At 71.8% G+C, this 24,861-nt stretch carries 23 protein-coding genes and 4 pseudogenes; 10 read left to right on the top strand and 17 right to left on the bottom strand.

The annotated features are described in order from the left end of the window. The first annotated feature begins 36 nt into the window (after positions 1 to 36). The gene (locus AB0L95_RS32475) at positions 37 to 1,002 is read left to right on the top strand and encodes an acetylxylan esterase (RefSeq protein WP_365167858.1); all 966 of its coding nucleotides are present in this window, start codon (positions 37 to 39) and stop codon (positions 1,000 to 1,002) included. A gap of 160 nt (positions 1,003 to 1,162) precedes the next feature. Beyond that, positions 1,163 to 1,897: a GntR family transcriptional regulator gene (locus AB0L95_RS32470; protein WP_365167856.1), complete on the top strand. Its 735-nt coding sequence runs from the start codon at positions 1,163 to 1,165 to the stop codon at positions 1,895 to 1,897. Here the strand turns inward: AB0L95_RS32470 and AB0L95_RS32465 are convergent. Beyond that, entirely contained in the window at positions 1,875 to 2,642 is a 768-nt protein-coding gene (locus AB0L95_RS32465) for a class I SAM-dependent methyltransferase (protein ID WP_365167853.1), read from the bottom strand. The genes AB0L95_RS32470 and AB0L95_RS32465 overlap by 23 nt on opposite strands. A 116-nt stretch (positions 2,643 to 2,758) precedes the next feature. Further along, a complete protein-coding gene (locus AB0L95_RS32460; RefSeq protein WP_365167850.1) occupies positions 2,759 to 3,478 on the bottom strand; it encodes a hypothetical protein in 720 nt (239 codons plus the stop codon). Between the two features lie 233 nt (positions 3,479 to 3,711). On the opposite strand from AB0L95_RS32460, the gene AB0L95_RS32455 reads away from it, so the two are divergent. Next, positions 3,712 to 5,295 carry an alpha-amylase family glycosyl hydrolase gene (locus tag AB0L95_RS32455; RefSeq protein ID WP_365167847.1) on the top strand — a complete coding sequence of 528 codons (1,584 nt, stop codon included), beginning with the start codon at positions 3,712 to 3,714 and terminating at the stop codon, positions 5,293 to 5,295. Between the two features lie 146 nt (positions 5,296 to 5,441). Continuing rightward, positions 5,442 to 5,561, top strand: a pseudogene (locus tag AB0L95_RS32450) (glycoside hydrolase family 19 protein); the annotation flags it as partial. Between the two features lie 54 nt (positions 5,562 to 5,615). On the opposite strand, the pseudogene AB0L95_RS32445 reads toward AB0L95_RS32450, so the two are convergent. Beyond that, a pseudogene (locus tag AB0L95_RS32445) lies at positions 5,616 to 5,861 on the bottom strand (cytochrome P450); the annotation flags it as partial. Between the two features lie 417 nt (positions 5,862 to 6,278). Between AB0L95_RS32445 and rho the strand changes: the two are divergent. Continuing rightward, positions 6,279 to 7,418 (top strand): transcription termination factor Rho, encoded by a 1,140-nt coding sequence (gene rho / locus AB0L95_RS32440; RefSeq protein WP_365167844.1) that lies wholly within the window; start codon positions 6,279 to 6,281, stop codon positions 7,416 to 7,418. Positions 7,419 to 7,524: 106 nt separating this feature from the next. After that, positions 7,525 to 8,520 (top strand): annotated as a pseudogene (locus AB0L95_RS32435) (serine hydrolase); the annotation flags it as partial. Here AB0L95_RS32435 and AB0L95_RS32430 read toward each other — a convergent pair. From AB0L95_RS32430 to crcB (AB0L95_RS32380), 11 genes are all read right to left on the bottom strand, one after another. Further along, the gene (locus AB0L95_RS32430) at positions 8,436 to 9,800 is read right to left on the bottom strand and encodes a glycosyltransferase 87 family protein (protein WP_365167842.1); all 1,365 of its coding nucleotides are present in this window, start codon (positions 9,798 to 9,800) and stop codon (positions 8,436 to 8,438) included. The pseudogene AB0L95_RS32435 and the gene AB0L95_RS32430 overlap by 85 nt on opposite strands. Then, positions 9,797 to 11,185, bottom strand: coding sequence for a polyprenol phosphomannose-dependent alpha 1,6 mannosyltransferase MptB (gene mptB / locus AB0L95_RS32425; protein ID WP_365167840.1), 1,389 nt, complete (start codon positions 11,183 to 11,185; stop codon positions 9,797 to 9,799). The genes AB0L95_RS32430 and mptB overlap by 4 nt, the downstream gene beginning before the upstream one ends. Before the next feature lie 119 nt (positions 11,186 to 11,304). Further along, entirely contained in the window at positions 11,305 to 12,237 is a 933-nt protein-coding gene (locus tag AB0L95_RS32420) for a glutaminase (RefSeq protein ID WP_365167918.1), read from the bottom strand. 145 nt (positions 12,238 to 12,382) lie between these two features. Then, positions 12,383 to 13,795 carry an aspartate ammonia-lyase gene (gene aspA, locus AB0L95_RS32415; protein ID WP_365167838.1) on the bottom strand — a complete coding sequence of 471 codons (1,413 nt, stop codon included), beginning with the start codon at positions 13,793 to 13,795 and terminating at the stop codon, positions 12,383 to 12,385. 45 nt (positions 13,796 to 13,840) lie between these two features. Beyond that, a complete protein-coding gene (locus AB0L95_RS32410; RefSeq protein ID WP_365167916.1) occupies positions 13,841 to 14,857 on the bottom strand; it encodes an asparaginase in 1,017 nt (338 codons plus the stop codon). Between the two features lie 11 nt (positions 14,858 to 14,868). Then, positions 14,869 to 16,311, bottom strand: coding sequence for an amino acid permease (locus AB0L95_RS32405; RefSeq protein ID WP_365167836.1), 1,443 nt, complete (start codon positions 16,309 to 16,311; stop codon positions 14,869 to 14,871). Beyond that, positions 16,308 to 16,985, bottom strand: coding sequence for a FadR/GntR family transcriptional regulator (locus tag AB0L95_RS32400; protein ID WP_365167913.1), 678 nt, complete (start codon positions 16,983 to 16,985; stop codon positions 16,308 to 16,310). The genes AB0L95_RS32405 and AB0L95_RS32400 overlap by 4 nt, the downstream gene beginning before the upstream one ends. A gap of 187 nt (positions 16,986 to 17,172) precedes the next feature. Next, positions 17,173 to 18,006: an undecaprenyl-diphosphate phosphatase gene (locus tag AB0L95_RS32395; RefSeq protein ID WP_365167833.1), complete on the bottom strand. Its 834-nt coding sequence runs from the start codon at positions 18,004 to 18,006 to the stop codon at positions 17,173 to 17,175. 82 nt (positions 18,007 to 18,088) lie between these two features. After that, complete coding sequence (gene crcB, locus AB0L95_RS32390; RefSeq protein WP_365167830.1) at positions 18,089 to 18,466, bottom strand: fluoride efflux transporter CrcB; 378 nt, start codon at positions 18,464 to 18,466, stop codon at positions 18,089 to 18,091. Next, the gene (locus AB0L95_RS32385; protein ID WP_365167911.1) at positions 18,463 to 18,906 is read right to left on the bottom strand and encodes a DUF190 domain-containing protein; all 444 of its coding nucleotides are present in this window, start codon (positions 18,904 to 18,906) and stop codon (positions 18,463 to 18,465) included. The genes crcB (AB0L95_RS32390) and AB0L95_RS32385 overlap by 4 nt, the downstream gene beginning before the upstream one ends. Positions 18,907 to 18,941: 35 nt before the next feature. Further along, positions 18,942 to 19,418, bottom strand: coding sequence for a fluoride efflux transporter CrcB (crcB, locus tag AB0L95_RS32380; protein WP_365167828.1), 477 nt, complete (start codon positions 19,416 to 19,418; stop codon positions 18,942 to 18,944). A 313-nt stretch (positions 19,419 to 19,731) separates the two neighbouring features. Between crcB (AB0L95_RS32380) and AB0L95_RS32375 the strand changes: the two genes are divergently transcribed. The 4 genes and pseudogenes from AB0L95_RS32375 to AB0L95_RS32360 all read left to right on the top strand — a co-directional run bounded on the left by AB0L95_RS32375 (position 19,732) and on the right by AB0L95_RS32360 (position 22,225). Then, positions 19,732 to 20,019 carry an ArsR family transcriptional regulator gene (locus AB0L95_RS32375; RefSeq protein WP_365167825.1) on the top strand — a complete coding sequence of 96 codons (288 nt, stop codon included), beginning with the start codon at positions 19,732 to 19,734 and terminating at the stop codon, positions 20,017 to 20,019. 192 nt (positions 20,020 to 20,211) lie between these two features. Beyond that, positions 20,212 to 21,149, top strand: a pseudogene (locus tag AB0L95_RS32370) (LacI family DNA-binding transcriptional regulator). A 191-nt stretch (positions 21,150 to 21,340) separates the two neighbouring features. Further along, positions 21,341 to 21,691 carry a VOC family protein gene (locus tag AB0L95_RS32365; RefSeq protein WP_365167823.1) on the top strand — a complete coding sequence of 117 codons (351 nt, stop codon included), beginning with the start codon at positions 21,341 to 21,343 and terminating at the stop codon, positions 21,689 to 21,691. Between the two features lie 129 nt (positions 21,692 to 21,820). Next, entirely contained in the window at positions 21,821 to 22,225 is a 405-nt protein-coding gene (locus tag AB0L95_RS32360) for a MarR family transcriptional regulator (RefSeq protein WP_365167821.1), read from the top strand. 8 nt (positions 22,226 to 22,233) lie between these two features. On the opposite strand, the gene pqqB is transcribed toward AB0L95_RS32360, so the two are convergent. From pqqB to AB0L95_RS32345, 3 genes are all read right to left on the bottom strand, one after another. Beyond that, entirely contained in the window at positions 22,234 to 23,118 is an 885-nt protein-coding gene (pqqB, locus tag AB0L95_RS32355) for a pyrroloquinoline quinone biosynthesis protein PqqB (RefSeq protein WP_365167819.1), read from the bottom strand. Beyond that, a complete protein-coding gene (locus tag AB0L95_RS32350) occupies positions 23,115 to 24,293 on the bottom strand; it encodes a hypothetical protein (RefSeq protein WP_365167817.1) in 1,179 nt (392 codons plus the stop codon). Before AB0L95_RS32350 ends, pqqB begins: the two co-directional genes overlap by 4 nt. 137 nt (positions 24,294 to 24,430) lie before the next feature. Then, on the bottom strand, positions 24,431 to 24,832 hold the full coding sequence (locus AB0L95_RS32345; RefSeq protein WP_365167815.1) for an SseB family protein: 402 nt from the start codon (positions 24,830 to 24,832) through the stop codon (positions 24,431 to 24,433). Positions 24,833 to 24,861 lie beyond the last annotated feature (29 nt).

The raw sequence follows: 24,861 nt of genomic DNA, 5'->3' as shown, positions 1-24,861 counted from the left end.
GATCGCCCGCATCCCTGACGTCAAAGGCGGTCCTCCATGGCCTTGTTCGACCTGCCGCTCGACCAGCTCCGCGACTACCGCAGCGCCTCGGTGGAGCCTTCGGACTTCGACGCCTTCTGGACGAAGACGCTGCAGGAGACCCGCGAACACGACCTGGATGCCCGCTTCGAGCCCGTCGAGACCGGCCTGAGGACGGTCCAGGTGTACGACGTGACGTTCGCCGGCTTCGGCGGCCACCCGGTCAAGGGCTGGCTGACCGTGCCGGCCGCCAGGGACGAACCGCTTCCCACAGTCGTGGAGTTCGTCGGCTACGGCGGCGGGCGCGCGCTGCCGCACATGCATCTGCTGTGGGCGTCGGCGGGCTTCGCGCACTTCGTGATGGACACGCGCGGACAGGGCAGTACGTGGGGCGGCGGCGACACCCCCGACCCGGTGGGCAGCGCACCGGCCGTCCCCGGGTTCATGACGCGGGGCGTCGAGGACCCCGAGACGTACTACTACCGGCGGCTGTTCACGGACGGCGTGCGCGCCGTCGAGGCGGCCCGGGCACACCCGCTGACCGACGCCTCCCGCACCGCGGCCGTCGGTACCAGCCAGGGCGGCGGCATCACGATCGCGGTCGGCGGTCTCGTACCTGACCTGGTGGCGATCGCGCCGGACGTGCCGTTCCTCTGCGACTTCCCGCGCGCGACGACCCTCACGGACCGCCAGCCCTACCGGGAGATCGGCTCCTACCTCAAGACGCACCGCGGCCGCACCGAGCGGGTGCTGCGGACCCTGTCGTACTTCGACGGTGTGCACTTCGCCGCGCGCGGCCGGGCGCCCGCGCTGTTCTCGGCGGCGCTGGAGGACCAGACGTGCCCGCCCTCCACGGTCTTCGCCGCGTTCAACGCGTGGGCGCACAAGGACAAGACGATCGAGGTCTACGACTTCAACGACCATGAGGGCGGCGGACCCCACCAGCAGGCGGTCCAACTGCGCTGGCTGCCCGCCCGGTTCTGAGGGCACCTCGACACGATGCGGACACCGGCCGGACGACACGGGGTACGGGCCGGATTCGGCCGAAGTGCCGGTCCACCCTTTCCTGGTGGTTTAGACCAATGCTAGATGTGGTCGCGCACTGATTCCACACGGCTACGTCTTGTCACCAGGAGGCGCGGACATGGCCCGCACCACCCCGTCCGACCACCCTCTTCCTCACCCGCCTGAGGAACCGCTCTACTGGAGGATCGCCACCGAACTGCTGGGCGAGTTACGCGACGGCGGAATTCCGCCGGGGGAACGGCTGCCCGGGGAGCGGCAGTTGGCCGCGCACTTCCAGGTCAGCCGGGAGACCGTGCGCCAGGCCCTGCAGATCCTGCGCCGCGCCGGACTGGTCGCCACCGACCGGCGCGGCAGCCACGCGGTACTGCCCGGCGCGACGGCCGCGCACGTCCCCTCGCTGGCTTTTCCCGTGGGCGCCCAGGGCGCGGAGCCCGGCCGGGCGACCGTCACCTGGGAGGTCCCCTCCCCCGAGCACGCCCGGGAGCTCGGCCTCGCGCCCCGGCGGCCCACCCTCGTCCACCGGTACGCGTCCGCCGCGGCGGACGGCAGTGGGACGCGGACGGCCGTCACCTCCTTCTCCGCCGTCGCCGTCGCCGAGGTGCCGGAACTGGCCCGCTACCGCGACCGGGCGGACGGCAGGACCTCGGCCGAACTGTGGCGTGCCTACGACTGGATGCGCACGGCCGGTCTGACCCTGCACCACCGTGACGCCATCACCCCGCTGCCGCCGACCGTGCGGGTGACCCGGCGCGTGCACGACCAGTGGGACCGGCCCCTGGAGATCACCGATCTCGTGGTGGAGGCCCAACGCGAGGCGCTGGTCTACGAGTTCACCCTGCCGGCGGCTGGCTGACCGCCGCGGGGGCCCCGCCCCCCGTCCGCGTGGCCACGAGCAGCCGGCAGCGCGGGCTGCCGTCCGGCCGGTGGCCGAAGTCCGGCAGCGCCTGCTGCTCCACGGTGAACCCGGCGCGACTCAGCTCACGCCGTATGTCGCCGAGGCGGAACGCCCGGTAGTACATCACGAACGGCGGGCGCCACAGGGCGTTGCGGACGCGCATAGCGGTGTCGAAGCCGAGCAGCGCCCAGTACCAGGGTGAGGCCGGGCGCGGCGGGGCCCCGATCGGGAACACGAACCGCCCGCCCGGCCGCAGCACCGAGTGGACCTGCACGAACAGCCCGGGCAGCTCGCCCGGCAGGAAGTGACCGAAGGCGCCGAAGCTCACCACGAGGTCGAAGACGGACCCGAAGGGCAGGGCGCGGGCGTCGCCCCGCGCCCAGGCGACCCTGGGCCGCCCGTCGCACGGCACCTGCCGCCGCGCGACGGCCAGCATGCCCGCGCTGAAGTCGACCCCGGTGACGCTCTCGCGGCACACCGTGCGCAGGACCTCCGTCCCCGCCCCCGTACCGCAGCACAGATCCAGTCCGTGGTCGAAGGGCCCCATCGTCCCCAGCGCGCGTTCGACGGCGTCCAGCACCGCGTCCGACGTCCGGAAGGGGGTGTGATCGAACTTGGGCGCGAGCAGATCGTAGCCGCGCTCGACCGAGGACAGCGCCTGAACGGCCAGCTCGCGCAGGCTCGGACCATGCGGGGAGAACATCACGCCAGCTTAGAACCACCGCACGCCGCTGCGCCCCGGTCCCCGACCGGAGGCCGACGCCGACCGGGTCCGGCTGCCGCGATCCGGCTCCGTCCGATCGCGGCGCGGTCGCCCGGTCAGGCGTCCGCGGGCGGTCGTTCGACGGTGCGCCTGCTCACGCGGGACAGCCGGTCGGCCGGTGCCGGCGCGGCCGGGTGGGGCAGTCGGCGGGCGATCGGCAGCACGGCGGCGCCGAGGAGGAACCCGTAGACGGTCACCAGGCCGTGCCCGTTGTCCTGCGCCAGCCACATGGCGAGACCGGCCGCGGGCACGCTCAGTGCCAGCAGCCGTTCCTTGGCGTCGGTGGTGGTGAGCAGCAGACCCGCCGCGAGGGTCGCGGCCAGGAAGTACGTCGCACCGGAACTGCCCGCGAAGTTACGCGGGTCGGTGCTGCGCGCGGTCTCGCCGAACAGCGTGTCGATGTGCTCGGGCAGCAGGATGCCGCCGGCGAACAGCGCCAGCGTCAGCGGGGCGCGCCAGAACCAGTGGGCCAGTGCGGCGATCACCGCGAGGGTGCCGAGGTTCCAGATGGTCCCGACGACCCCGCCGTTCTGCATGAACACGGACGTCACCACGCGCCACCAGCCGGACTTGCGCGGATCGCTGTCCAGGGCGTCCATCGCCCCGGACCAGCTCAACTGGAGCACCACCCCGGCGGCGGCGACGGCGGTGAGGGCGACCGACGCCCAGGGGACCGGCCGTCGGCGAACCGTTCCTTCGCCGATGAGCAGCACACCGGCCTTGAACATCAGCACCATCAGTGCCGCGGTCGTCACATTGAACAGAATCGCACTCATGCGGATCATCCCCCGTGGAACAGGCCTCTGGTCGAAGGCCGCGCTCACCCTAGCGGTCGTGGCCGGTCACGCGGTTCGCGGGGCGGGAGGGGACGGACCCGGGAGGCTCTTGATGTGCGGTCGCGGTGCGGACGTGGACCGGCCCCGGTCCCGCGGTCGTTCGCATCGGTCATGTTCGGTCAACGAGCGTAGGGCCCCGGCACGTACGCCCCCGCTCCCGTAGGGTCCGGTCCATGACTTCGTTCCGTCCCGCCCCCGCCTGGCTGGCCGACGCCGTCTTCTACCAGATCTACCCGCAGTCCTTCGCCGACTCCGACGGCGACGGCATCGGCGACCTCAACGGGATCGCCGAGCGCCTCGACCACCTCGCCTGGCTGGGCGTCAACACCGTTTGGATCAACCCCTGTTTCGCCTCCCCGTTCCACGACGCCGGCTACGACGTCGCCGACTACCTGACCGTGGCGCCCCGTTACGGCTCGGCCGACGAACTGGCGGGGCTGGTCGAGGAGGCGGGCCGACGCGGCATCCGTGTCCTCCTCGATCTCGTGGCCGGGCACACCTCCGACCGGCATCCCTGGTTCCTGGCCTCGGCGGACGATCCGGACGACCACCGTTACATCTGGGCTGCCGAGGGCCGCCCGGAGGGATTCGTCCCCTCCCCCGGCACCCGGTCCGGCTCCTATCTGCCGAACTTCTTCGGCTTCCAGCCCGCGCTGAACTTCGGCTACGCCCGCGACGACCCGGCCCAGCCATGGCGGCAGCCGGTCGACGCGGAGGGCCCGCGCACCAACCGTGCCGCGCTCCGCGAGATCATCGACCACTGGCTCCGGTTCGGTGTCGCCGGATTCCGGGTCGACATGGCCGCCTCGCTCGTCAAGGACGACCCCGACAAGACGGAGACGGCCGCGATCTGGACGGAGCTGCGGCACTGGCTGGACGGCGCCCATCCGCAGGCGGTGCTGCTGTCGGAGTGGGGCGACCCGGAGGTTTCGGTCCCGGCGGGCTTCCACGCGGACTTCTTCCTGCACTTCGGCGGCCCCGCCGACGGCCTGCCCCTGCGCTCCCTGTGGAGCAACGGCGAGGGCACGGTGGATGCGGCCTGGGACCCGCTGGACTGCTTCTTCGACGCGGACGGCAAGGGCTCGCCGCGCCCCTTCGTGGAGGCGTACGAGAAGGCGGCGACGGCGCTGGGCAGCACCGGCTTCGTCTCCCTGCCGACCTCGAACCACGACTTCTCCCGTCTGAACTGCGGCCCGCGCACGGCCGAACAGCTCCCGGCGGCCTTCGCGTTCCAGCTGACGTGGCCGACACTGCCCGCGATCTACTACGGCGACGAGATCGGCATGCGCTACGTCCCGGGCCTGCCCGACAAGGAGGGCAGCGTGCTCGGCCCCCGCTACAACCGGGCGGGTTCCCGCACCCCGATGCAGTGGGACGAAGGCCCGAACGCCGGATTCTCCACGGCTTCCGAGGACCGCTTCTATCTGCCCGTGGACCCCTCCCCCGACCGCCCGACGGTCGCCGCGCAGCGCGCCGACGAGACGTCCCTCCTCCATCTGGTGCGCCGCCTGATCACCCTGCGCAGGACCGTCCCGGAACTCGGCCCCCGCACGTCCGTCGAGGTCCTGCACACGGGATACCCCTTCGTCTATCTGCGAGGGGGCCGCTTTCTGGTGATCGTCAATCCCCGGCGGACCCAGGCGCGCTTCGCACACCCCGTGGTGGGCCACCCCGTGGAGGCCTCGGGTGTGGAACTGGCAGGCGGCACGATCTCCGCCCGCGGTTTCGGTTTCGGCGTCTTCGAACTCGACGGCTAGTCCCAATGCCGTGTAGTTAGCGGTGGGTGTGTGGTGTCAAGGGGTGCCGGTGAGGATGTCGATGCTGATCGTGGCCTTGTAGCTGGTGCGGTCGACGATGCCTTTGGCGTTGTATCTCGAGATGGCGCGTTTGACGACGCGTGGTCATCAACGGCTCGCTGGAGTGCGACGGCAGGAACCCCGCCCAGGTGCAGAGCCGTGTGGACGCCTATCAGCGGTTCACCGCCGTCCTCGGTGTCAGCCCCGGCTCCAACCTGTACTGCTGAGCACGCGCGGGGCCGGGGCGCACCACCCCGGCCCCCGTACGACCGGCCTGCGGCTCAGGGCCGCGGACGCACAGGCAGCGTCGGTACGCCGTTGCCGACGAAACTGGCACGGCGGATCAACTCGTCCTCGGGCACGGCGAGTTCCAGGACCGGGAAGCGGGTGAACAACCGCTCCAGCGCGATCCCGGCCTCCAGACGGGCCAGGGGCGCGCCCAGGCAGTAGTGGGCGCCGTGCCCGAGCGAGAGGTGCCGCGGGGTGCCGCTGCGCCCGGGCCGGGTGACGTCGAACCGGTCGGCGTCGTGACTCCTTGTCGCGGGGGTCGGGCTGACGCCGTACGACGATCGATTCTGCCCGGCATCGGGACCCGGGGAACAGGCCCCGGGGGAATAGACGGCGCCACCCGTACGCTGATGGGGGTGCACGGCGACGAGTCGGCGGTTGTGACATCCGTCGGCGGTGCACACCCACCGGTCGAGTGCTACAGTGCGGTCAGCACCTGTGTACGCCCCGTTCCGGGCGCCGGTGCTGTATCCCTTCAGTTCGCCGTTCTGTCCGCCGTCGTCATCGACCGGCGCATCGGCTTTCCCGCATCACCTCGTGACCACCGCCCTGTCGCTGTGCCCGAGGTGACTTCCCCGCCGTGACGAGGCGTGAGCATGCCGCCTCCCGGCCCTCCTCTTCTCCCTTCCTGCTCTCCGTCCGTGAAAGGACCTCATATGACCACCACGCTCCAGCCCCCTCCCGTGGCGCGGCAGCAGGCGCCCCAGTCCGTCACCGGAGTCCTCGACATGGACCACGGCGGGAAGGGGCATCTGCGAGCCAACGGCTGCCACGCCGCGCCCTCCGATCCCCAGGTCTCCCCGGCCCTGATCCGCCGCCACGGCCTGCGCAGGGGCGACACCCTCGTCGGCTTCCGCGCCGGGCGGGCCCTCACCGAGGTGACACAGATCAACGGCCGTACGCCCGAGGAGCTGCGCGGGCGCCCGCACTTCCGCGACCTCACCCCGCTGCACCCGCGCGAGCGGCTGCGGCTCGAACACCCCGCGGCGGGCCTGTCCGGTCGCGTCGTCGACCTCCTCGCGCCTGTCGGCAAGGGGCAGCGCGGCCTGATCGTCGCCCCGCCGAGGACCGGCAAGACCGTGCTGCTCCAGCAGATCGCCGCGGCCGTCGCCGCCAACCACCCTGAATGCCGCCTGATGGTGGTGCTGCTCGACGAGCGGCCCGAGGAGGTGACGGATATGCGGCGCTCGGTGCGCGGCGAAGTGTACGCCTCCACCTTCGACCGGACACCGAAGGAGCACATCGCCCTCGCGGAACTGGTTGTCGAGCGGGCCAAGCGGCTCGTCGAGCAGGGGCAGGACGTCGTCCTTCTGCTCGACTCGCTGACCCGGCTGTGCCGGGCGCACAACAACGCGGCCGCCGCTGGTGGCCGCACCCTCAGCGGTGGCGTCGACGCCGCCGCCCTGCAGGGCCCGAAGCGTCTCTTCGGCGCCGCCCGGCTGGCCGAGGAGGGCGGCTCGCTCACGATCCTCGCCACCGCCCTGGTCGAGACCGGATCCCGTGCCGACGACTTCTTCTTCGAGGAGCTGAAGAGCACCGGCAACATGGAGCTGCGGCTGGACCGGGAGCTGGCCGCCCACCGGATCCACCCGGCCGTGGACATCGCCGGATCCGGTACCCGCCGTGAGGAACTTCTGCTGCCCGGGGCCGAGTTGACGGCTGTACGCGGACTGCGGCGCGTCCTGAAGCCGCGGGACGGGCAGTCGAACCTTCAGACCCTGCTGGATCGGATGCGGGCCACGCCCGACAACGCGTCGTTCCTGCGTCTGATCCAGCCCACCCTGCCGACGACCTGACGGCCCCGCAGGGCGGACCCCGGTGTCCGGCATCCGGGTGCCCGATGCCGCCACTCGGCGCAAGCTGCCCAGGCGCGGCCGCCAGGACCGCTCCAAGGTGGCGGGTATGACCATAGGATTCTCGTCCCGCGTCGTCGTCTCCTGCTGCGCTCTCGGCGCGGCCTGGACGGCGGCCCTCTCCTCCCACCCCGCCATCGCCGTCGCGGGCCTCGACTCCGACACACCGCGGCCCACGGCTCCCGGAACCTCCCCCCTGTACGCGTCGGGAACGCAGGTACGACAACGCGCGGGGGTGTCCGAACTCCCCGAGGTGTCGGCGCTGTCGTGGCTGGTCGCCGATGCCGACACCGGGCAGGTGCTGGCCGCGCACGACGCGCACCGCCCGCTGCCTCCCGCCAGCACCCTCAAGACACTGTTCGCCCTCACCGTGCTGCCGGGGCTGCCCGCCGACACCCGGCACACCGTCACCGCACGGGAGCTGTCGGACGTCGGTCCCGGCAGCAGCCTCGTCGGGGTGAAGGAGGGCGACACCTACCAGGTCAGCGACCTGTGGCGGGGGGTCTTCCTGAACTCCGGCAACGACGCCGTCCATGTGTTGGCCGCACTCAACGGCGGAGTGCAGACCACGGTCCGTCAGATGCAGGCCAAGGCCCGTGCCCTGGGTGCACTGGACACCCATGTGGTCTCCCCCGACGGCTACGACGCCGACGGCCAGGTGTCCTCGGCGTACGACCTCGCGGTGTTCGGGCGGACCGGACTGCAGAATCCGGATTTCGCACGCTACTGCGCCACCGCCGAGTCGAGCTTCCCCGGCGACGAGGGCCAGTCGTACGAGATCGCCAACACCAACCGGCTGCTGACCGGCCGCAACGGCGTCCAGCCCTACCCGGGCCTGATCGGCATCAAGAACGGCTACACGAGCCATGCAGGCAACACGCTCGTGGCCGCCGCCCGCCGCGGCGGCCACACCCTTCTGGTGACCGTGATGAACCCTCAGGCCGGCGGTGGGTTCACGGTCTACGAGGAGGCGCGCTCGCTGCTCGACTGGGGTTTCGCCGCCGTCGGACGGGTGGCTCCGGTCGGCTCGCTGTCGTCCGAACGGCCGACCGTGTCACGGGCCGGTCCGGCCGCGCTGCCGAGGACGGCGGCCGTGGACCGCGACACGGCCGGCTGGGCCGTCCCGGGTGTGCTCGCGGGTGCGGTGGGCGCGAGCGCGGGCGCGGCAGCCGGGCTGACGCTGTGGCTGAGGAGAAGGCGCTCGCCGGGCGCCTGACCGACCGGCAGCCCGAGCAGCAGCCCGAGAGTGATCCAGGCGTAGGTGTTGCTGCCGAGGAAGCCGTCGATGCCGGACGCGTCGTCGAACCACAGCCACACCACGCTGCTGCACAGCGCCACGTACAGAACGGCCGCGATGCGCAGTCGGCGGGTGCTCAGCAGCACGGCGAAGGACGGCAGCAGCCAGACGAGATGGTGCACCCAGGTGATCGGGCTGACCAGACAGGCGGCCAGCCCGGTCAGGGCGAAGGCGGCCCGCCAGTCGCCGGTCCGCAGCGCGCGGTGGGTGCGCCATCCCCACACCGCGAGGACCAGCACGACGGCCGTCGCCCAGGCCGCGTGGCTCGGGGTGTCGGGCGCCGCGAGCCGGGCCAGGATGCCCTGCAGCGACTGGTTGGAGACATAGTCCAGGCGGCCGACGCGGGTGGTGTCCCAGACGGCGTGCGTCCAGTAGAAGCGGGAGGCGCCCGGCGCGGCCCAGGCCGCGAGCAGGGTCGCCCCGACGGTGACCGCCGTCGCCACGGCGGCGGCCCGCCAGCGCCGGGCGAGCAGCAGCAGGCCGACGAAGAGCGCGGGCGTCAGCTTCACCGCTGCCGCGAGCCCGATACCTGCCCCGGCCCAGCGTTCGCGCCCGGTGGACAGCAGCCAGGCGTCGGTGAGCACGAGTGCCAGCAGCAGCAGATTGACCTGCCCGAAGCTGAAGGTGTCCCGGACGGGTTCGAGCAGCGCCAGCGCGCAGGCGGCGAGCGCCCAGCCGAACCAGCCGTAGCGGCGCAGTTCCCGGCCGAGGAGGATCCACAGCACGAGGGCGGCGGCCGCGAGGTTCAGCAGCAGCGCGAGGACGATGGCGGTGCCGAGGCCGACGTACGCCATCGGCAGCATGCTCAGGGCGGCGAACGGCGGATAGGTGAAGCCGTACGCCGTCCCCGGCACCCGGTAGTCGTAGATGTGCCCGCCGTGGTGGATCCAGGTGTGCACCGTCCCGTAGTACACGCGCAGGTCGAACCAGTCCCGCAGGAGCGGGACCGTGGCGGTGAAGACGGCGACGGCGGCGGCGAGCGTCAGTACGAGGGCCAGTCGGCCCTTCTCGGTGCGCGGCGCTCTCACGCGGTCCGTCCCAGCACCGGCGCCTGGGCCGCCTGGTGCGCCTGCCAGAGCACCACGATCGCGAGGACGCCGCCGGAGACGGCCAGCAGCACCTGGGCCAGGTCCGGGGCCGAGCCGCTCGGCAGCACGGCGAGCGCGAGGACCGCGGTGGCGGCGGCCACCCGGTGGCGCACGGAGGTGCTGGGCGCGGCGGCGGCGATGAGGAACAGCCCCCACAGGGCGTACCACGGACGGATCGCGGGGCCGAGGACGGCCATGACGGCAAGGCTCAGGCCGAGCGCGTAGACCGGGGCGGGCCGCAGCCGCAGCCAGATGAGCAGCACGGCGATCATTGTCGCCAACAATCCGGCCGCGTGCCACACCGGCGTCGCAAGGGGCGCCAGGTTACTGCCGAGGTCATCGAGCAGCCGCCCGGTGACCCGCCCGAGGACGCTGGTGGGTGACCAGTTGTGCGGGGAGATCGGCGTCTTCAGGGCCGCCACCCAGCCGTAGCCCGTACCGGCGACGGCCGTGACCACCACCGTCGTGGCCAGCGCGACCGTCGTCGTCGTCACCACCGTCCGGACCACACCGCTCTGCCGCCGCAGTGCGACGACGGCCACCAGACCGAGCGCGGCCGGCGCCTTGACCAGTGCGGCGAGCGTGATCAGGACGACGCCGAGGAGGTACAGCCGGCCGCGCGCGGCGAGCAGGCCGATGCCGAGCAGGCCCAGCATGATGGCGTCGTTGTGGGCGCCGGCCACCAGATGCAGCAGCACCAGCGGGTTGAGGGCGCCGAGCCAGAGTGCCGCCGCCGGGTCGGCGCCGCACTGCCGGGCCAGCCGGGGCAGCGCCACCGCCATCAGGGCCACACCGACGAGCGCGACCAGCCGCATGCCGAGCAGCCCGGCCGGCAGTTCCCCGCGGGTCAGGCCGGACAGCGCGGAGGCGACGGCGAGAAAGACCGGCCCGTACGGGGCGGCGGTGTCCCGCCACACCGGGGCGACCTCGTCCGCCATCGGCCCGCCGAACTGTGCGGGTCCGTTCGCGTACACGTCTATATGGGCGTGGACCATGGCGCCCTGGGCGAGGTAGCTGTAGACGTCCCGGCTGAACAGGGGCGGCGCGAGCAGCAGTGGTGCGGCCCAGACGGCGAGGACGAGCAGCAGGGCGCGCGGCGTCGGCGGCTCGGGGCCGCGGATCACCCGGCCCAGCAGCGCCCACGCCGCGATCAGCAGCACCACACCGAAGTAGACCCCCACCAGTCCGAGGGCGGCGCGCCCGGACTCGGGGGAGACCAGGTCCGCGACCGGCAAGGCCCCGGCGGTCTCACCGCCCAACGCGAGAAAGGCGGTACCGGCCAAGCCAAGTGCCTGACAGCGGCGGAGATCGACGGGGAAAGCCATGGCCAACACTCGGGAAGCGTGTCAACACCGAATGGACGGAAGGCGACGTTCGACCCTCAGGGCAGCGACCTGCGTGTGACCGCCGTGTGACCGGTACCGCCGCGCACCCGGTAGCTCGTTCAGAACACGGACAGTCCCGTGAGGGTGGTGAACCGGTCCAGTGCCGCGACGCCCGCCACCGAGTTGCCGCGCTGGTCCAGGCCGGGGCTCCAGACGCACAGCGTGCAGCGGCCGGGCACGACCGCGATGATCCCGCCGCCGACGCCGCTCTTGCCGGGCAGACCGACCCGGTAGGCGAAGTCGCCCGCCGCGTCGTAGGTGCCGCAGGTCAGCATCACCGCGTTGATCTGCTTGGCCTGGCTGCGGGTCAGCAGCCGGGTGCCGTCGGTGCGGATTCCGTGGCGGGCCAGGAAGCCGGTGGCGAGGGCGAGGTCCGCGCAGGACGCCTCGATGGAGCACTGCCGGAAGTACTGGTCGAGCAGGAGCGGCACCGGGTTGTCGATGTTGCCGTAGGACGCCATGAAATGTGCGAGGGCGGCGTTGCGGTCGCCGTGCGCGGTCTCGGAGGCGGCGACCTCCTGGTCGAAGTCCAGCTCCGGGTTGCCGCTCTCCGCCCGCAGGAAGTCGAGCAGGGTGCCGGCCGCGTCGTCGGTACGGCTGTGCAGCCGGTCGGTGACGACGAGGGCGCCCGCGTTGATGAAGGGATTGCGCGGGATGCCGTTCTCGTACTCCAGTTGGACCAGGGAGTTGAACGGGTTGCCGGAGGGCTCCCGTCCCACGTGCTCCCACAGTTCGTCGCCCTCGCAGGCCAGCCCCAGGGCGAGGGTGAAGACCTTGGTGATGGACTGCGCCGAGAACGGCTGCCGCCACTCCCCCACTCCGTAGACCGTGCCGTCCAGCTCGGCGACCGCCATGCCGAAGCGGTGCGGGTCGAGGGCGGCGAGCGCGGGGATGTAGTCGGCGGCCCGTCCGCGCCCGGGCCGCTGCTCCATCTCTTCGGCGATGCGCTCCAGCACGGGCTGGAAGGTCAGCGAGGAGGCCATGGTCACTATCGTGCCGTCCCGTCGAGCGAGCTGCTCACCTGAGGTCCTCATGATCATGTTCTGGATCCTGAACGCCATGCCGGCGTTCCGATGCGGCGGGGCGGCCGCGCCCGGCGGCCGCCCCGAGGTGTGTTCTCCCTGGTCGGCGGGCGGGTCAGAGCTTCGGCGAGTTGCTGCCCGCGACCACCTCGGGCCGCAGCAGGTCCGCGAGTCGCTCGGCTGGCAACAGGCCCTTCTCCAGGACGAGTTCGGCGACCCCGCGGCCCGTGGCGAGGGCCTCCTTGGCGATGTCGGTGGCCGCCTCGTACCCGATGTACGGGTTGAGGGCGGTGACCAGGCCGATGGAGTTCTCCACCGCGGCCCGCAGCTGCTCCTCGTTGGCCGTGATCCCGGCGACGCACCGCTCGGCCAGGGTCAGGCAGGCGCGCTCCAGGTGCGTGATGCTCTCGGAGAGGGAGTGCAGGATCACCGGCTCGAAGGCGTTCAGCTGGAGCTGGCCGGCCTCGGCGGCCATGGTGATGGTGACGTCGTTGCCGATCACCTCGAAGGCGACCTGGTTGACGACCTCCGGGATCACCGGGTTGACCTTGCCGGGCATGATGCTCGAACCGGCCTGCACCGGCGGCAGGTTGATCTCGTTCAGGCCGGCGCGCGGGCCCGAGGACAGCAGACGCAGGTCGTTGCAGCTCTTGGAGAGCTTGACGGCGATCCGCTTGAGCACGCCGGACATCTGCACGAAGGCACCGCAGTCCTGGGTGGCCTCCACCAGGTTGGCGGCGGTCACCAGCGGAAGGCCGGTGATGTCGGAGAGGTGGCGGCGGGCCGACTCGGCGTATCCGGCGGGGGCGTTGAGCCCGGTGCCGATCGCGGTGGCGCCGAGGTTGATCTCGTGGACCAGCTCGACGGCCTCCGCGAGGCGGCTGCGGTCCTCGTCGAGCATGACGGCGTACGCCGAGAACTCCTGCCCCAGCGTCATCGGCACCGCGTCCTGCAGCTGGGTGCGGCCCATCTTCAGCACGTCGCGGAACTCGACGGCCTTGCCCGCGAAGGCGTTCTGGAGCACGGCCATCGCCTTCAGCAGACCGCGCACCGCGAAGACCGTGGCGACCTTGACGGCGGTCGGGTAGACGTCGTTGGTGGACTGGCCGAGGTTGACGTCCTCGTTGGGGTGCAGGTACTGGTACTCGCCCTTGGCGTGGCCGAGCAGCTCCAGCGCGCGGTTGGCGACGACCTCGTTGGCGTTCATGTTCGTCGAGGTGCCGGCGCCGCCCTGGATGACGTCGACGACGAACTCGTCGTGCAGCTTGCCGTCGCGTATCTCACGGCAGGCCGCGACGATGGCGGCGGCCTTCCTCGGCGCCAGCAGGCCCAGTTCCTCGTTGGCGAGGGCGGCGGCCTCCTTGACGGCGGCGAGGGCGTCGATGAGATGCGGGTACGCGGAGATCGGCGTCCCCGTGATGGGGAAGTTCTCCTTGGCGCGCAGGGTGTGGATGCCCCAGTAGGCCTCGGCGGGTACGTCGCGGTGGCCGAGCAGATCGTGCTCGCTGCGGTGGGCTGCGGCGGTCATGGTGGTGCGGTTCCTCTTCCGAAGGTGGTCGGGGGGCGGTGGCCGTCAGGCGTGGGCGTCGGGCGTGAGCGGGTCGAGGGCGCGGACCGGACGGACGCTGCCGACCGGCCGGCCGCCGCCGAGCAGCGGCTCCCCCGCGAACGAGGCGAGCGCCGCCTGGTCGACCCCGGCCCGGGCGAGGGCCGCCGCGGCGACCGGGATACGGGCCCGGTTCGCCCCGTCGGCTATCTTCACGGCGACGGCCCGGCCGTCGGGCAGCGCGGCGACCTCGACGCCCTCGAAGCCGTCCTTGGCCAGCAGTCCGGGCACGGCGCGCATCAGCGCGGCGACATCGCGCCCGGAGCCGGAGGCCATCTCGGCGTGCTCGCGCATCGCGTCCGCCACCCGTGCCTCCGGAGTGCCGGCCGGCGCGGTGGTGATCCGGGCCGCGGCGCGCGCGAGCCCGTGCAGGGAGACGGAGAACAGGGGGGCACCGCAGCCGTCCACAGTCACCCTGGCGATCGCCTGGCCGGTGAGGTCCTCGACTATCTCGGCGATGGCCTGCTGAAGGGGGTGGGCCGGGTCGAGGTACCCCTCAAAGGGCCAGCCGTTGAGCCGGCAGGTGTAGAGCATGGCCGCGTGCTTGCCCGAGCAGTTCTGCGCGAGCCGGGACGGCAGCCGCCCCTCTCGCACCCAGGCGTCGCGCACGACCGGGTCGTACGGAAGGTCGGGGACGTTGCCGAGGTCGTCCTCGGTGGCGCAGGCCAGCTCCAGGATGCGGCGGGTGCCGGCCAGGTGCCGCTCCTCGCCGGAGTGGCTGGCCGCGGTGAGCGACAGCAGCTCCCCGTCGAGCGGCAGTCCGGCCCGCACCATCGCCGCCGCCTGTACCGGCTTGAGCGCCGAGCGCGGGTAGAAGGCGGCCTCGATGTCTCCGAGTTGGAGCTCCACCGTGCCGTCGGCGCCGAGGACGACGACCGAGCCGTAGTGGATGCCCTCGATGACGCCACCGCGGACGAGATGGGCGACCGGTGCGTGCAGGGGCTCCCGGATCGCGGGAGCCTCGGCCGGCACGCTTCCGTACAGTACTGCGTGGTTCACGGATTCACCTTGTGGGATTCAGCGCGGGCGACCCGCCCGCGTATGCCGTACCAGCCGGCCACCAGGGCCGCCGCGATCAGCGGCAGGCACAGCACGGTGGTGCGGCCGGCGCCGCCGTCCGCGTACATCAGGACGAACACGGAGACGAGGAAGCCGAGCGTGACGATCTCGGTCCACGGGGAGCCGGGCAGACGGAAGCCGGGCCGGGTGAGTTCCCCGTCGCGGGTCTTCTTCCAGAAGAGCAGATGGCAGAGCATGATCATGCCCCAGGTGGACAGGATGCCGATCGCCGCGAAGTTGAGCACGATCTCGAACGCGTCGGCCGGGACCACGTAGTTGAGGCCCACACCGAGGACGCAGATCCCGCTGGTGAGCAGGATGCCGCCGTACGGGACCTGGCGGCCGCTCATGACCCCCGTGAACTTCGGCGCGGAGCCCGACATCGCCATGGAGCGCAGGATGCGGCCGGTGGAGTAGAGGCCGGAGTTGAGGGAGGACATGGCCGCGGTGAGGACCACGAGGTTCATGACCCCGCCGGCCGCGGGGACGCCGATGCGGGACAGGACCGTCACGAACGGGCTCTCGCCGGCCGTGTACTTGTTCCAGGGCAGCAGCATCGACAGCAGGACGACCGAGCCGACGTAGAAGAGGCCGACGCGCCACATGATCGAGTTGATCGCCTTCGGCATGATCTTCTCGGGGTTCTCGGTCTCGCCGGCGGCGACGCCGACCAGTTCGACGGAGGCGTAGGCGAAGACGACGCCCTGGATGATCAGCAGCATCGGCAGCACACCATGGGGGAAGATGCCGCCGTGGCCGCTGATCAGGGACGGGCCGGGGGTGGTGCCGTCAACCGGGTGCCGGGTGACCAGCAGGAAGATGGCGATCGCCATGAAGACCACGAGGGCGCTGACCTTGACGATGGCGAACCAGAACTCCAGTTCGCCGAATATCTTCACCGAGATGAGGTTCACGGTGAGCACCACGGCCAGGGCGATGAGCGCGATCAACCACTGCGGGATGTCGGAGAACAGGCCCCAGTAGTGGGTGTAGGTGGCCACCGCGGTGATGTCGGCGATACCGGTGGTGGCCCAGTTCAGGAAGTACATCCAGCCCGCGGTGTAGGCGCCCTTCTCACCGAGGAACTCACGGGCGTACGACACGAACGCGCCGGAGGACGGCCGGTGCAGGACCAGCTCGCCGAGCGCGCGCACCACGAGGAACGCGAAGACGCCGCAGATCGCGTACGCGACGAAGAGGGAGGGGCCGGCGTCGGCGAGCCGGCCCCCGGCGCCGAGGAACAGGCCGGTGCCGATGGCACCGCCGATGGCGATCATGTTGACGTGCCGGGACTTCAGGGACTTGCTGTAGCCCGCGTCTCCGGCGTCGACGTGACCGGACGAGGGACGCGTCTCTTCTTTGAGGTGCTGCTCGCTCACGCCTCGGGTCCGCCTTCCGTGGGGAGATCCGTACGCCCCGGGCGCAGGATGTCGGTGAGGGTCGTCTCGACGCGGTCGAGGTGGTGGGCCATGGCCTCGACGGCGTCGTGCTCGGAACCGTCGGTCAGCGCCTCGACGATCGCCCGGTGCTCGCGATTGGACTGCTCACGCCGGTCGCCCAGCTGGTTGAGGAAGGTCGACTGACGCGCCAGTGCGTCACGGATCTCCTCGATCACCCGGCGGAAGACCGGGTTCTGGGCGGCCTCGGCCACGGCGAGGTGGAAGAGCGTGTCCATCGCGACCCACGCGGTGGTGTCCGTCTCCCGCTCCATCCGGTCCAGGAGATGGACCAGGTGGTCGAGGTTCTCCGGGGTGCGGCGCAGCGCCGCGTACCCGGCGACCGGGATCTCCACATGGCGGCGCACCTCCAGCAGATCGCTGGCCGCATAGTCGCCGAAGGTCGGATCCTCGACGGCGTTCGCGACGACGAAGGTGCCCTTGCCGGTCCTGGAGACGGTCAGCCCCATGGTCTGCAGGGCCCGCAGGGCCTCGCGCAGCACGGGCCGGCTGACCTCGAGGGTCCGGCACAGCTCCGCCTCGGAGGGGAGCTTGTCGCCGATCGCGTAGTCGCCGCGCTCGATGGCGCCGCGAAGGTGGGTGAGGACCGCCTCCATCGCGCTGACGCGCCGCGGCACCCTCCCACCTGTCTGGCTGTCTGACAGGTTCACGGGGGTGATCCTGCGGGTTGCGCGACGGGGCTGTCAAGGGGTGTCGGCAGCGGGATCACCAGGGGCGGGAAGCCTGGACAACGGCTTCCCGCCCCTGGGTGACACGGCGGTGATCAGCGACGACGGGTGGCGCTCAGCTCAGCACCCCGGTCGCGAGCAGCCCAAGGAGACCCACGCCGATGACGATCCGATAGATCACGAACGCGTTGAAGGAGTGCTTGGCGACGAACTTCAGCAGCCAGGCGATGGAGGCGTAGGCGACCACGAACGACACGATGGTGCCGACGGCGAGCGGCGCGGCGCCCACGCCCGCGCCCAGGGCGTCCTTCAGCTCGTAGATACCGGCGCCGGTGAGGGCCGGGATGCCGAGGAAGAAGGACAGGCGGGTGGCGGCGACCCGGTCCAGGTCGAGGATGAGCGCGGTGGACATGGTGGCGCCGGAGCGGGAGAAGCCGGGGAAGAGCAGGGCGAGGATCTGCGAGCTGCCGACGAGCATCGCGTCCTTGAACGAGGTGTCGTCCTCACCGCGCTTGTGCCGGCCCATCTGGTCGGCGGCCCACATCACACCGGATCCGATGATCAGCGAGCCCGCGACCACCCACAGGGAGGCGAGCGGACCGTCGATCAGCGGCTTGGCGGCGAGGCCCACCACGACGATCGGGATGGTCGCGGCGATCACCCACCAGGCGAACTTGTAGTCGTGGTGGTACCGCTCGCGCGGGTTGAACAGGCCTCGGAACCACGCGGAGACGATCCGCACGATGTCCTTGAAGAAGTACAGGAGCACGGCCGCGATAGCGCCGACCTGGATGACGGCCGAGAACCCGACGACGGCCGGGTCGTCGACGGGGATCTTCATGAGCCCCTCAGTGATCTTGAGATGACCGGTCGAGGACACGGGGAGGAATTCGGTCACCCCCTCGACGACTCCGAGGACGACGGCCTGACCGACGCTGATGACACTCATGGGATCCAGTTCTGAGGAGTTGGTCGACAGTGCTGTAGACGGTGGTGCTCAGGAAGTTGTACTACGTACGGGCGGGGACCGCCTACCGGGGCCATACCGCCCCGGCGATCGAGGCTCCCGCGAAGGCCGCCCCGAGGCCCGCCGTCAGGCTCGCGACGACATTGGCGGCAGCGTAGAACCCCGCCCCGGTCTCGGTGAGCCGCAGCGTCTCGTACGAGAAGGTCGAGTACGTGGTCAGCGCCCCGCACAGGCCCGTGCCGATCAGGAGCTGCAGATGGGGCGAGGCATGACCGGACGCCGCGGCCCCGGTCAGCAGACCGAGGATCAGACATCCCGTGACGTTCACGGCGAGGGTGCCCCAGGGGAAGACGGTGTCATGTCTGAGCTGCACCGCGCGGTCGGTCAGATAGCGCAGGGGCGCCCCGACCACGGCACCGGTGATCACCAGCAGCCAATTCACAACGAGTTCTCACCTTTCCCGTCCGGCGTGCCGCCGTTCCCGTCCGCGGCGGGGCCCTGTCCGGTCCCCGCGTCGCCTTCCCCGGCCGCCGTGCGCGGGGTTCCCCCGCGTCCCGTGTAGGTGATCACCTCGCACTCGTCGAGGGTCACCAGCCCCTCGGTGACGAGTTCGTCGAGTTGCGGCAGAAAGGCTCGGACGCGCTCCTCGGTGTCGACGACGACCACGGCCACCGGCAGGTCCTCGCTCAGGGACAGCAGCCGCGAGGTGTGGATGAGCGAGGAGGCGCCGAAGCCCTCGACACCGTGGAACACACTGGCGCCCGCCAGACCCGCGGCGTGTGCCCGGTGCACGATCTCTGCGTACAGGGGCTTGTGGTGCCATCGGTCGTGCTCGCCGATGTAGACGGTCAGTCGCAGGGCCCTGCCGGTCAGTCGCGTCATCGCCGCCTCCGTGGGGCGCCGTCCGGTGGTCTCGTTCATCGCTGCCGCCAGGCCAGGAGCCGGCGTGCGGCTTTCATCGCGAGCCACACCACGGCGAGGGCCCCGGCCAGGGTCGCGAACAGATAGGCGAGCGCGGTGCGCGGCTCGCCCGCGTCCACCAGTCTCTGGATCTCGACGGCGTACGTCGAGAAGGTGGTGAAGCCGCCGAGCACTCCGGTGCCGAAGAAGGGGCGCACCAGCCGGTGGGCGGCCCACACCTCGGCGATCACGACCATGAACACACCGATCACGGCACAGCCGACGAGGTTGATCCCGAAGGTGGTCCAGGGGAATTGGCCGGTACGGGCGGGCCAGAGCAGCGAGGCGGCGTAGCGGGCGGTGGCCCCGACGGCGCCGCCGAGGGCCACGACCGCCACGACGGCACCCTGCCCCTGCCAGGGCGAGGGTGCCCGAGTGGGCTCGGGCGCGGGGGAACCGGCCCGGTCGGCGCTCTTGGGGTGCGGGACTGTCATGGATGTACTGCTCCTACTCGCCGGGGCCCTGCCGGACGGGCACGCTCGATCGCAAGTAGGGACCGTTGGCGGCAGCACTGCCGCGGTTCGGGTACGGCGGGCCCCACCACCGCGCCGCGGAATGTGATCGCGGCCGGGGAACAGCCTAACCCGGTGCGCGAGCGGCCCGCACACGGCGGCCGGGGACGCGGGGCCCCTCCCCGGCCACCTGCGTGACATGGCTCACCGTGCTGCCACTTCGGCCCGTTCCCCCCTCGGCCCGGGCCCGACCGGCACGCCACAGTGGTCGGGAGGGCGGGCACGGAGGGACGAGATGCTGAAGACACCCGCGAGCGAGCGACGGATGCGGATTCTCGAGTGGTTGAAGGACCCGGTCACGCACTTCCCGCCGCAGCGCCGCCGTGACCTCGTCGAGGACGGGGTCACGGCGGCGGTGGTCGCCGAGAAGCTCCATGTGCCCCGGTCCGTCGCCGCCACCGATCTGCGGATCCTCACCGCCCTCGGCCTGCTGCGCACCAAGAGGATCTGCCGGCACACCTGCTACCGCCGGGACGAGGTCCGTATCGCCGAGGTTGCGCGCCTGTTCGAGAAGGGGTGGTAGACGGCGGGCCGTGGGCGACGGTGGTTCAGCGGTGGCCGAACCAGTTCATCGCGGGCAGCGCCCGGTCGTCGTAGTCGAACAGGGCCTGGTTCTCCCGGCCGTTGCCGGAGGAGGGGTCGGTGGGGTGTCGCTGTCCGGGCGGAAGGGGTAGGCCGTCTCCGCGACGAAGACGGGCTTGCCACCGTCTCGCGTGTGCTCAACGGCGGCCACTACGTCAGTCCGGCCGCGCAGGAGGCGGTCAACGCCGCGATCCGCAGCACGGGATACGTCGTCAACCGGCACGCCCGCTCCCTGATCACCGGCCGCTCGGACTCGGTCGGCTTCCTGCTGACCGAGCCGCAGGAGCGGTTCTTCGAGGACCCCAACTTCAACGTCCTGCTGCGCGGGTGCACCCAGGCGCCGGCCGCGCACGACATCCCGCTGCTGCTGATGCTCGCCGGCACCCAGGACGAACGGCGGCGCATCACCCGGTACATCACCGCGGGCCATGTCGACGGGGTGCTGCTGGTCTCCAGCCGCTCGGGCGACCCGGTCGCCGAGGAACTGCGCGAGGCGGGCGTACCGCTGGTCGCGTGCGGCAAGCCCATCGGCATGGGCGCGAAGGTGAGCTATGTCGCGGCGGACGACCGGGACGGGGCCCGGGACATGGTGCGCCATCTGCTGTCGCTGGGGCGCCGGCGGATCGGTGTGGTCACCGGGCCGCTGGACACAACGGGCGGTGTGGAGCGGCTCGCGGGCTACCACGAGGTGCTCACCGAGGCGGGCATCGCCCTCGACGAGCGGCTCGTCGTCCCGGGCGACTACAGCCGGGCCGGCGGCGAGGCGGGCGGCGAGCGGCTGCTGGGGCAGGCACCGGACATGGACGCGGTGTTCGTTGCTCCGACCTGATGGCGCATGGGGTGCTCACCGCGCTCCGGCGGGCGGGGCGCCGGGTGCCCGAGGACGTGGCGGTGGGCGGCTTCGACGATTCCCCGGCGGCGACGGCGGCCCGTCCCGCGCTCGCCACCGTCCGCCAGCCGTGGGACCGGATCAGCAGCGAGATGGTACGGGTGCTGCTGGCCCGGATCGGCGGGGAGGAGCCGGCGGCGGTGATCCTGCCGACGGGGGTGGTCAAGCGCGAGTCGACGTGATCCGACGGTCCATCGACGGGCGCACCGCGGCCCGCCCCCCGGGCGGTGGCGGCAGCACCGGGGAGGACCGGTCAGTTTTGGAGAAGCACCCCCGCACTCCCCCGCCCTAACGTGAGAACAGCGGCGCACGACGCCGGACCCACGTATCTCGGATCCCGTGTCTCGGATCCCGTATCCCGGAGGAGTACGCCATGACCACCGGCGTCCAGACGATCATCTATCCCGCCAAGGATCTCGCCCGGTCGAAGGCCGTGTTCAGCGCCCTGCTGGAGGTGGAGCCCTACGCGGACGAGCCGTACTACGTCGGGTTCAAGGCCGCCGGGCAGGACATCGGCCTCGACCCCAACGGCCATGCCAAGGGGATGACCGGCCCGGTGCCCTACTGGAAGGTGGCGGACATCCGGGCGCGTCTCGGGGCCCTGCTGGAGGCCGGGGCCGAGCTGCTCCAGGACGTCCAGGACGTCGGCAACGGCCGGCTGATCGCGTCGGTGAAGGACCCGGACGGCAACCTCGTGGGGCTGATGCAGGACCCGGTCGCCTGAGTTCGGCGACCGCTCGGCGGACGAGGGGCGGCCGTGCCCGGGCCGGGCCGCCCCCGCGTCGCCGATTGCACATGCCGGCACACTAATTGCACAGTAAACAAAAAGGTCGTTCTCTGTTACCGTGCAGGCATGGCAGTGAAAACGGCCGGTGCCCGGCTCGAGGAGCGGTGGCGGGACATCCTGTCCGTGCACGCCCGCACCCTGTGCGAGATCGACCGGGTGCTGCACCCGTACGGACTCGGCGCCAGCGACTTCGAGGTGCTCGACATCCTGGCCACCGAGGCGCCCGCACTCGGCGAGCTGTACCGGGTGCACAACATCGCCGGATGCGTCCATCTGAGCCAGAGCGCCCTGTCCCGGCTGCTCGGACGGCTGGAGAAGGAAGGCCTGTTGGTGCGCTCCGTGTGCGAGGAGGACCGCCGCGGCGTCTGGGTCGCGCTGACCGAGAAGGGCCGTGCCCTGTACACGCAGGTGCTGCCGCTGCAACGCGAGGCACTGGCCCGCACGCTGAACGCCGGGGCACCCCAGTTCTGACCGGCCGGTCAGACGACGAACTCGGCCCCGTCCGCGAGGACTTCGACCCCGGCCTCGGTCACCTGGCGCCGGGCGGCCGACGCCGGGTCGAGCAGCGGGTTGGTGTTGTTGAGGTGGGTGTAGATCCGGCGCGGGCCGGGGTACCGGGCCAGATGACGCAGACTGCCGTACGCGCCCGCGACCGGCAGATGCCCCATGGCCGCCTGTCCGGCCGCCCCGCGCACCGCCGCACCCATCTCGTCGGCGGCGTGGAACGTGCCGTCGAGCAGCGCGCAGTCCGCCGTCTCCAACAGCTCGTCCAGCACCGGCGACCAGGCGCCCACGCACGGCGCGTACACGAGGACCCCGCCGGTGGCCAGGTCCTCGATGCGGTACGCGATCACCCAGGGGGCGTCCGCGGCGGTATCCGGGAGGTAACGGGGCGCCTTGGTGCCGACCGGGTGCGCGGTGACGACCAGTCCGCCCGCCAGGACGAAACCTCCCTCGGTCAGGGCGTCCGCCCACTCCCACCCGGTGTAGCGGCCGAGCGCCGCACGCAGCGGCGCCAGTGCGGCCAGCACCGGCGGCCCCGCGTACACCTTCAGGTCCGGACCGCCGCGCAGCACGCCCAGGCCCATGACGTGGTCGGCCTCCGCGTCCGTGAGCAGCACACCTCTGACCGGGCTGTCCCGGGGCCCCGGACCGGGCCAGAGCGGGGCGCCGGCGGCCAGTTGCGTACGGATGTCGGGTGAGGCGTTCAGCAGCCACCAGTCGCGCCCGTTGCCGGTGACGGCGGCACACTCCTGGCTGCGGGAAGGCAGTTTGCCGTCACGGGCGGCCGTGCACAGCGCGCACGCGCAGTTCCACTGCGGGAATCCGCCACCGGCGGCCGTGCCCAGCAGGATGACCCTCACGACCAATCCCCTCCCTCATCGGGCCGCTCCCCTGGGATCTTCCCGCCGCAGGGGCCCGGGCTACCCCGCCATGGGGGCAGTTCCGGCCGACCTTGGTCCTCGGGCCGCCGGTCCGCCGGGCGCAACGGCGGCAGGGGGGCGGCGGCGAAGTCGCGCGGACCGCTCCACAGGGCCGGTACGGCGTCGGAGCGGCGGCACAGCTCGTAGGCGATCGCCTCGTAGTTGACCCGCCAGCCGTGGAAGTGCGGCCATGCCTCCTTGGCGGACCGCTCGGAGGGGAAGCCCGCCGCCTCCACCACCGCCACGGCCGCGTCGAACTCCGCGAAGCTGAGGTGGACGGGCGCGTCCGGTGCCGGGTCCACGTCGAAGGGGAAGCGCACGGAGCGGGCGATGTCCCGCAGGGCGGTGAAGCCGGCCCGGAGCACCAGACGGGCCTCCGGCGGCGCGGAGTGCGGGGCGAGCGAGAGCTGCATGGCCGCCGCGTCCATGACGGCGATCAGTCCGACCAGCCAGTGCCGGTAGGGGCGGGGCGAACGGAAGGCGACCAGCACCGGGTAGGTCGAGTGGCTCTCGCCGATGTCCGAGGCCAGCCGCTCCCAGGCGCGGTAGAGCTCGGACAGCGCGGTCTCCGTCTGGACCAGCCACTGCCGGGCCAGGATCTCCGGCCCCCAGGAGGGTTCACCGGCCCGGGACTGCAGCAGGGTGACCTCCAGCTCACGACGGTTGTAGGCGGCGTACAGGGTGGGCAGGTACGCGATCTGCAAGGCGATGACCAGGGGCCCGGTGGCCGCCGCCAGGAAGTCGACGGCGGACAGGTTCAGCCGCTGACCGCTGGCGTAGCCGAGCGTGAAGAGGCTGGATCCCGCCTCGCGGAAGGAATTGGCCCAGTTCAGTGTGGACAGGGCGTGCATCAGCAGTCCGTAGCCGGCGAAGGCCCCGCCGAGCCAGGTCGCGAGCATGCCCATCAGGATCAGCGGACCGAGCCAGGTCTGCGTGCGGTCGATGGCCTGGTAGCCGCCGCGCAGGGCCCCCAGACGCAGCAAGACGCGCAGCACCCGCCACAGCCGGTACACGAGTGCCGAGTAGAGGCCGCGGGGCACCACCAGGGTACGCAGGATGCTGGCCAGGACGCTCCCGAGGAGCAGTACGCCGGCCACGCCGGAGATCCATCTCATGGCGTCATTGTCAGGCGGGCCCGGTCCGCCTCCCCGGGGTGGATCGCATACGGCGTCCAGGACGCCCCGGGCCGCCACCGGGCCCGGGGCCGGGGCGGGCGGCCGCTCTGTGGCGGAACCCCGGTCGGCCGGTCACCCTACGGGCGGGCCAGGAGCGTGCGGACCCCGTCGGAGTTGAGCGTCAGGCCGTGCGGCGAGGCGGCGTCGATGGTGAGCGTGAGATCGCCGGTGGGCCACTGGGAGGCGAGCGCGCCGAGCGGCACGAGCCGGTAGCGCGAGACGAACGGCAGCAGATCGGTCATCTCCGTCTCGGAGGTGAACACGGGTACCGTCTGCTCGCCGTCCGGCTGCTCCAGGACCGGCAGCGCCACGGCGTTGGGATTGGTGGCGTCCTCCTCCGTGGCGTCGTCCGGCACGGGGACGAGCACTTCGCTTCCGGCCAGCGTGTCCAGCGCCTCGGTGTCGGCGGCGTCCACCACGAGGGTGTCCAGCGCCGTCTGCGCCGCATTCGGGCGGGGCGTCTTCTCGGGTATGTCCATGGCAGATTCCCAGGTAGTGACGGCCAGGC

Origin of the sequence: Streptomyces sp. NPDC052036 (assembly GCF_040680495.1) — a bacterium.
GTDB lineage: Bacteria > Actinomycetota > Actinomycetes > Streptomycetales > Streptomycetaceae > Streptomyces.
The sequence above is the reverse complement of the archived record's forward strand: the minus strand, read 5'-3'. Positions and strand labels throughout refer to the sequence as shown.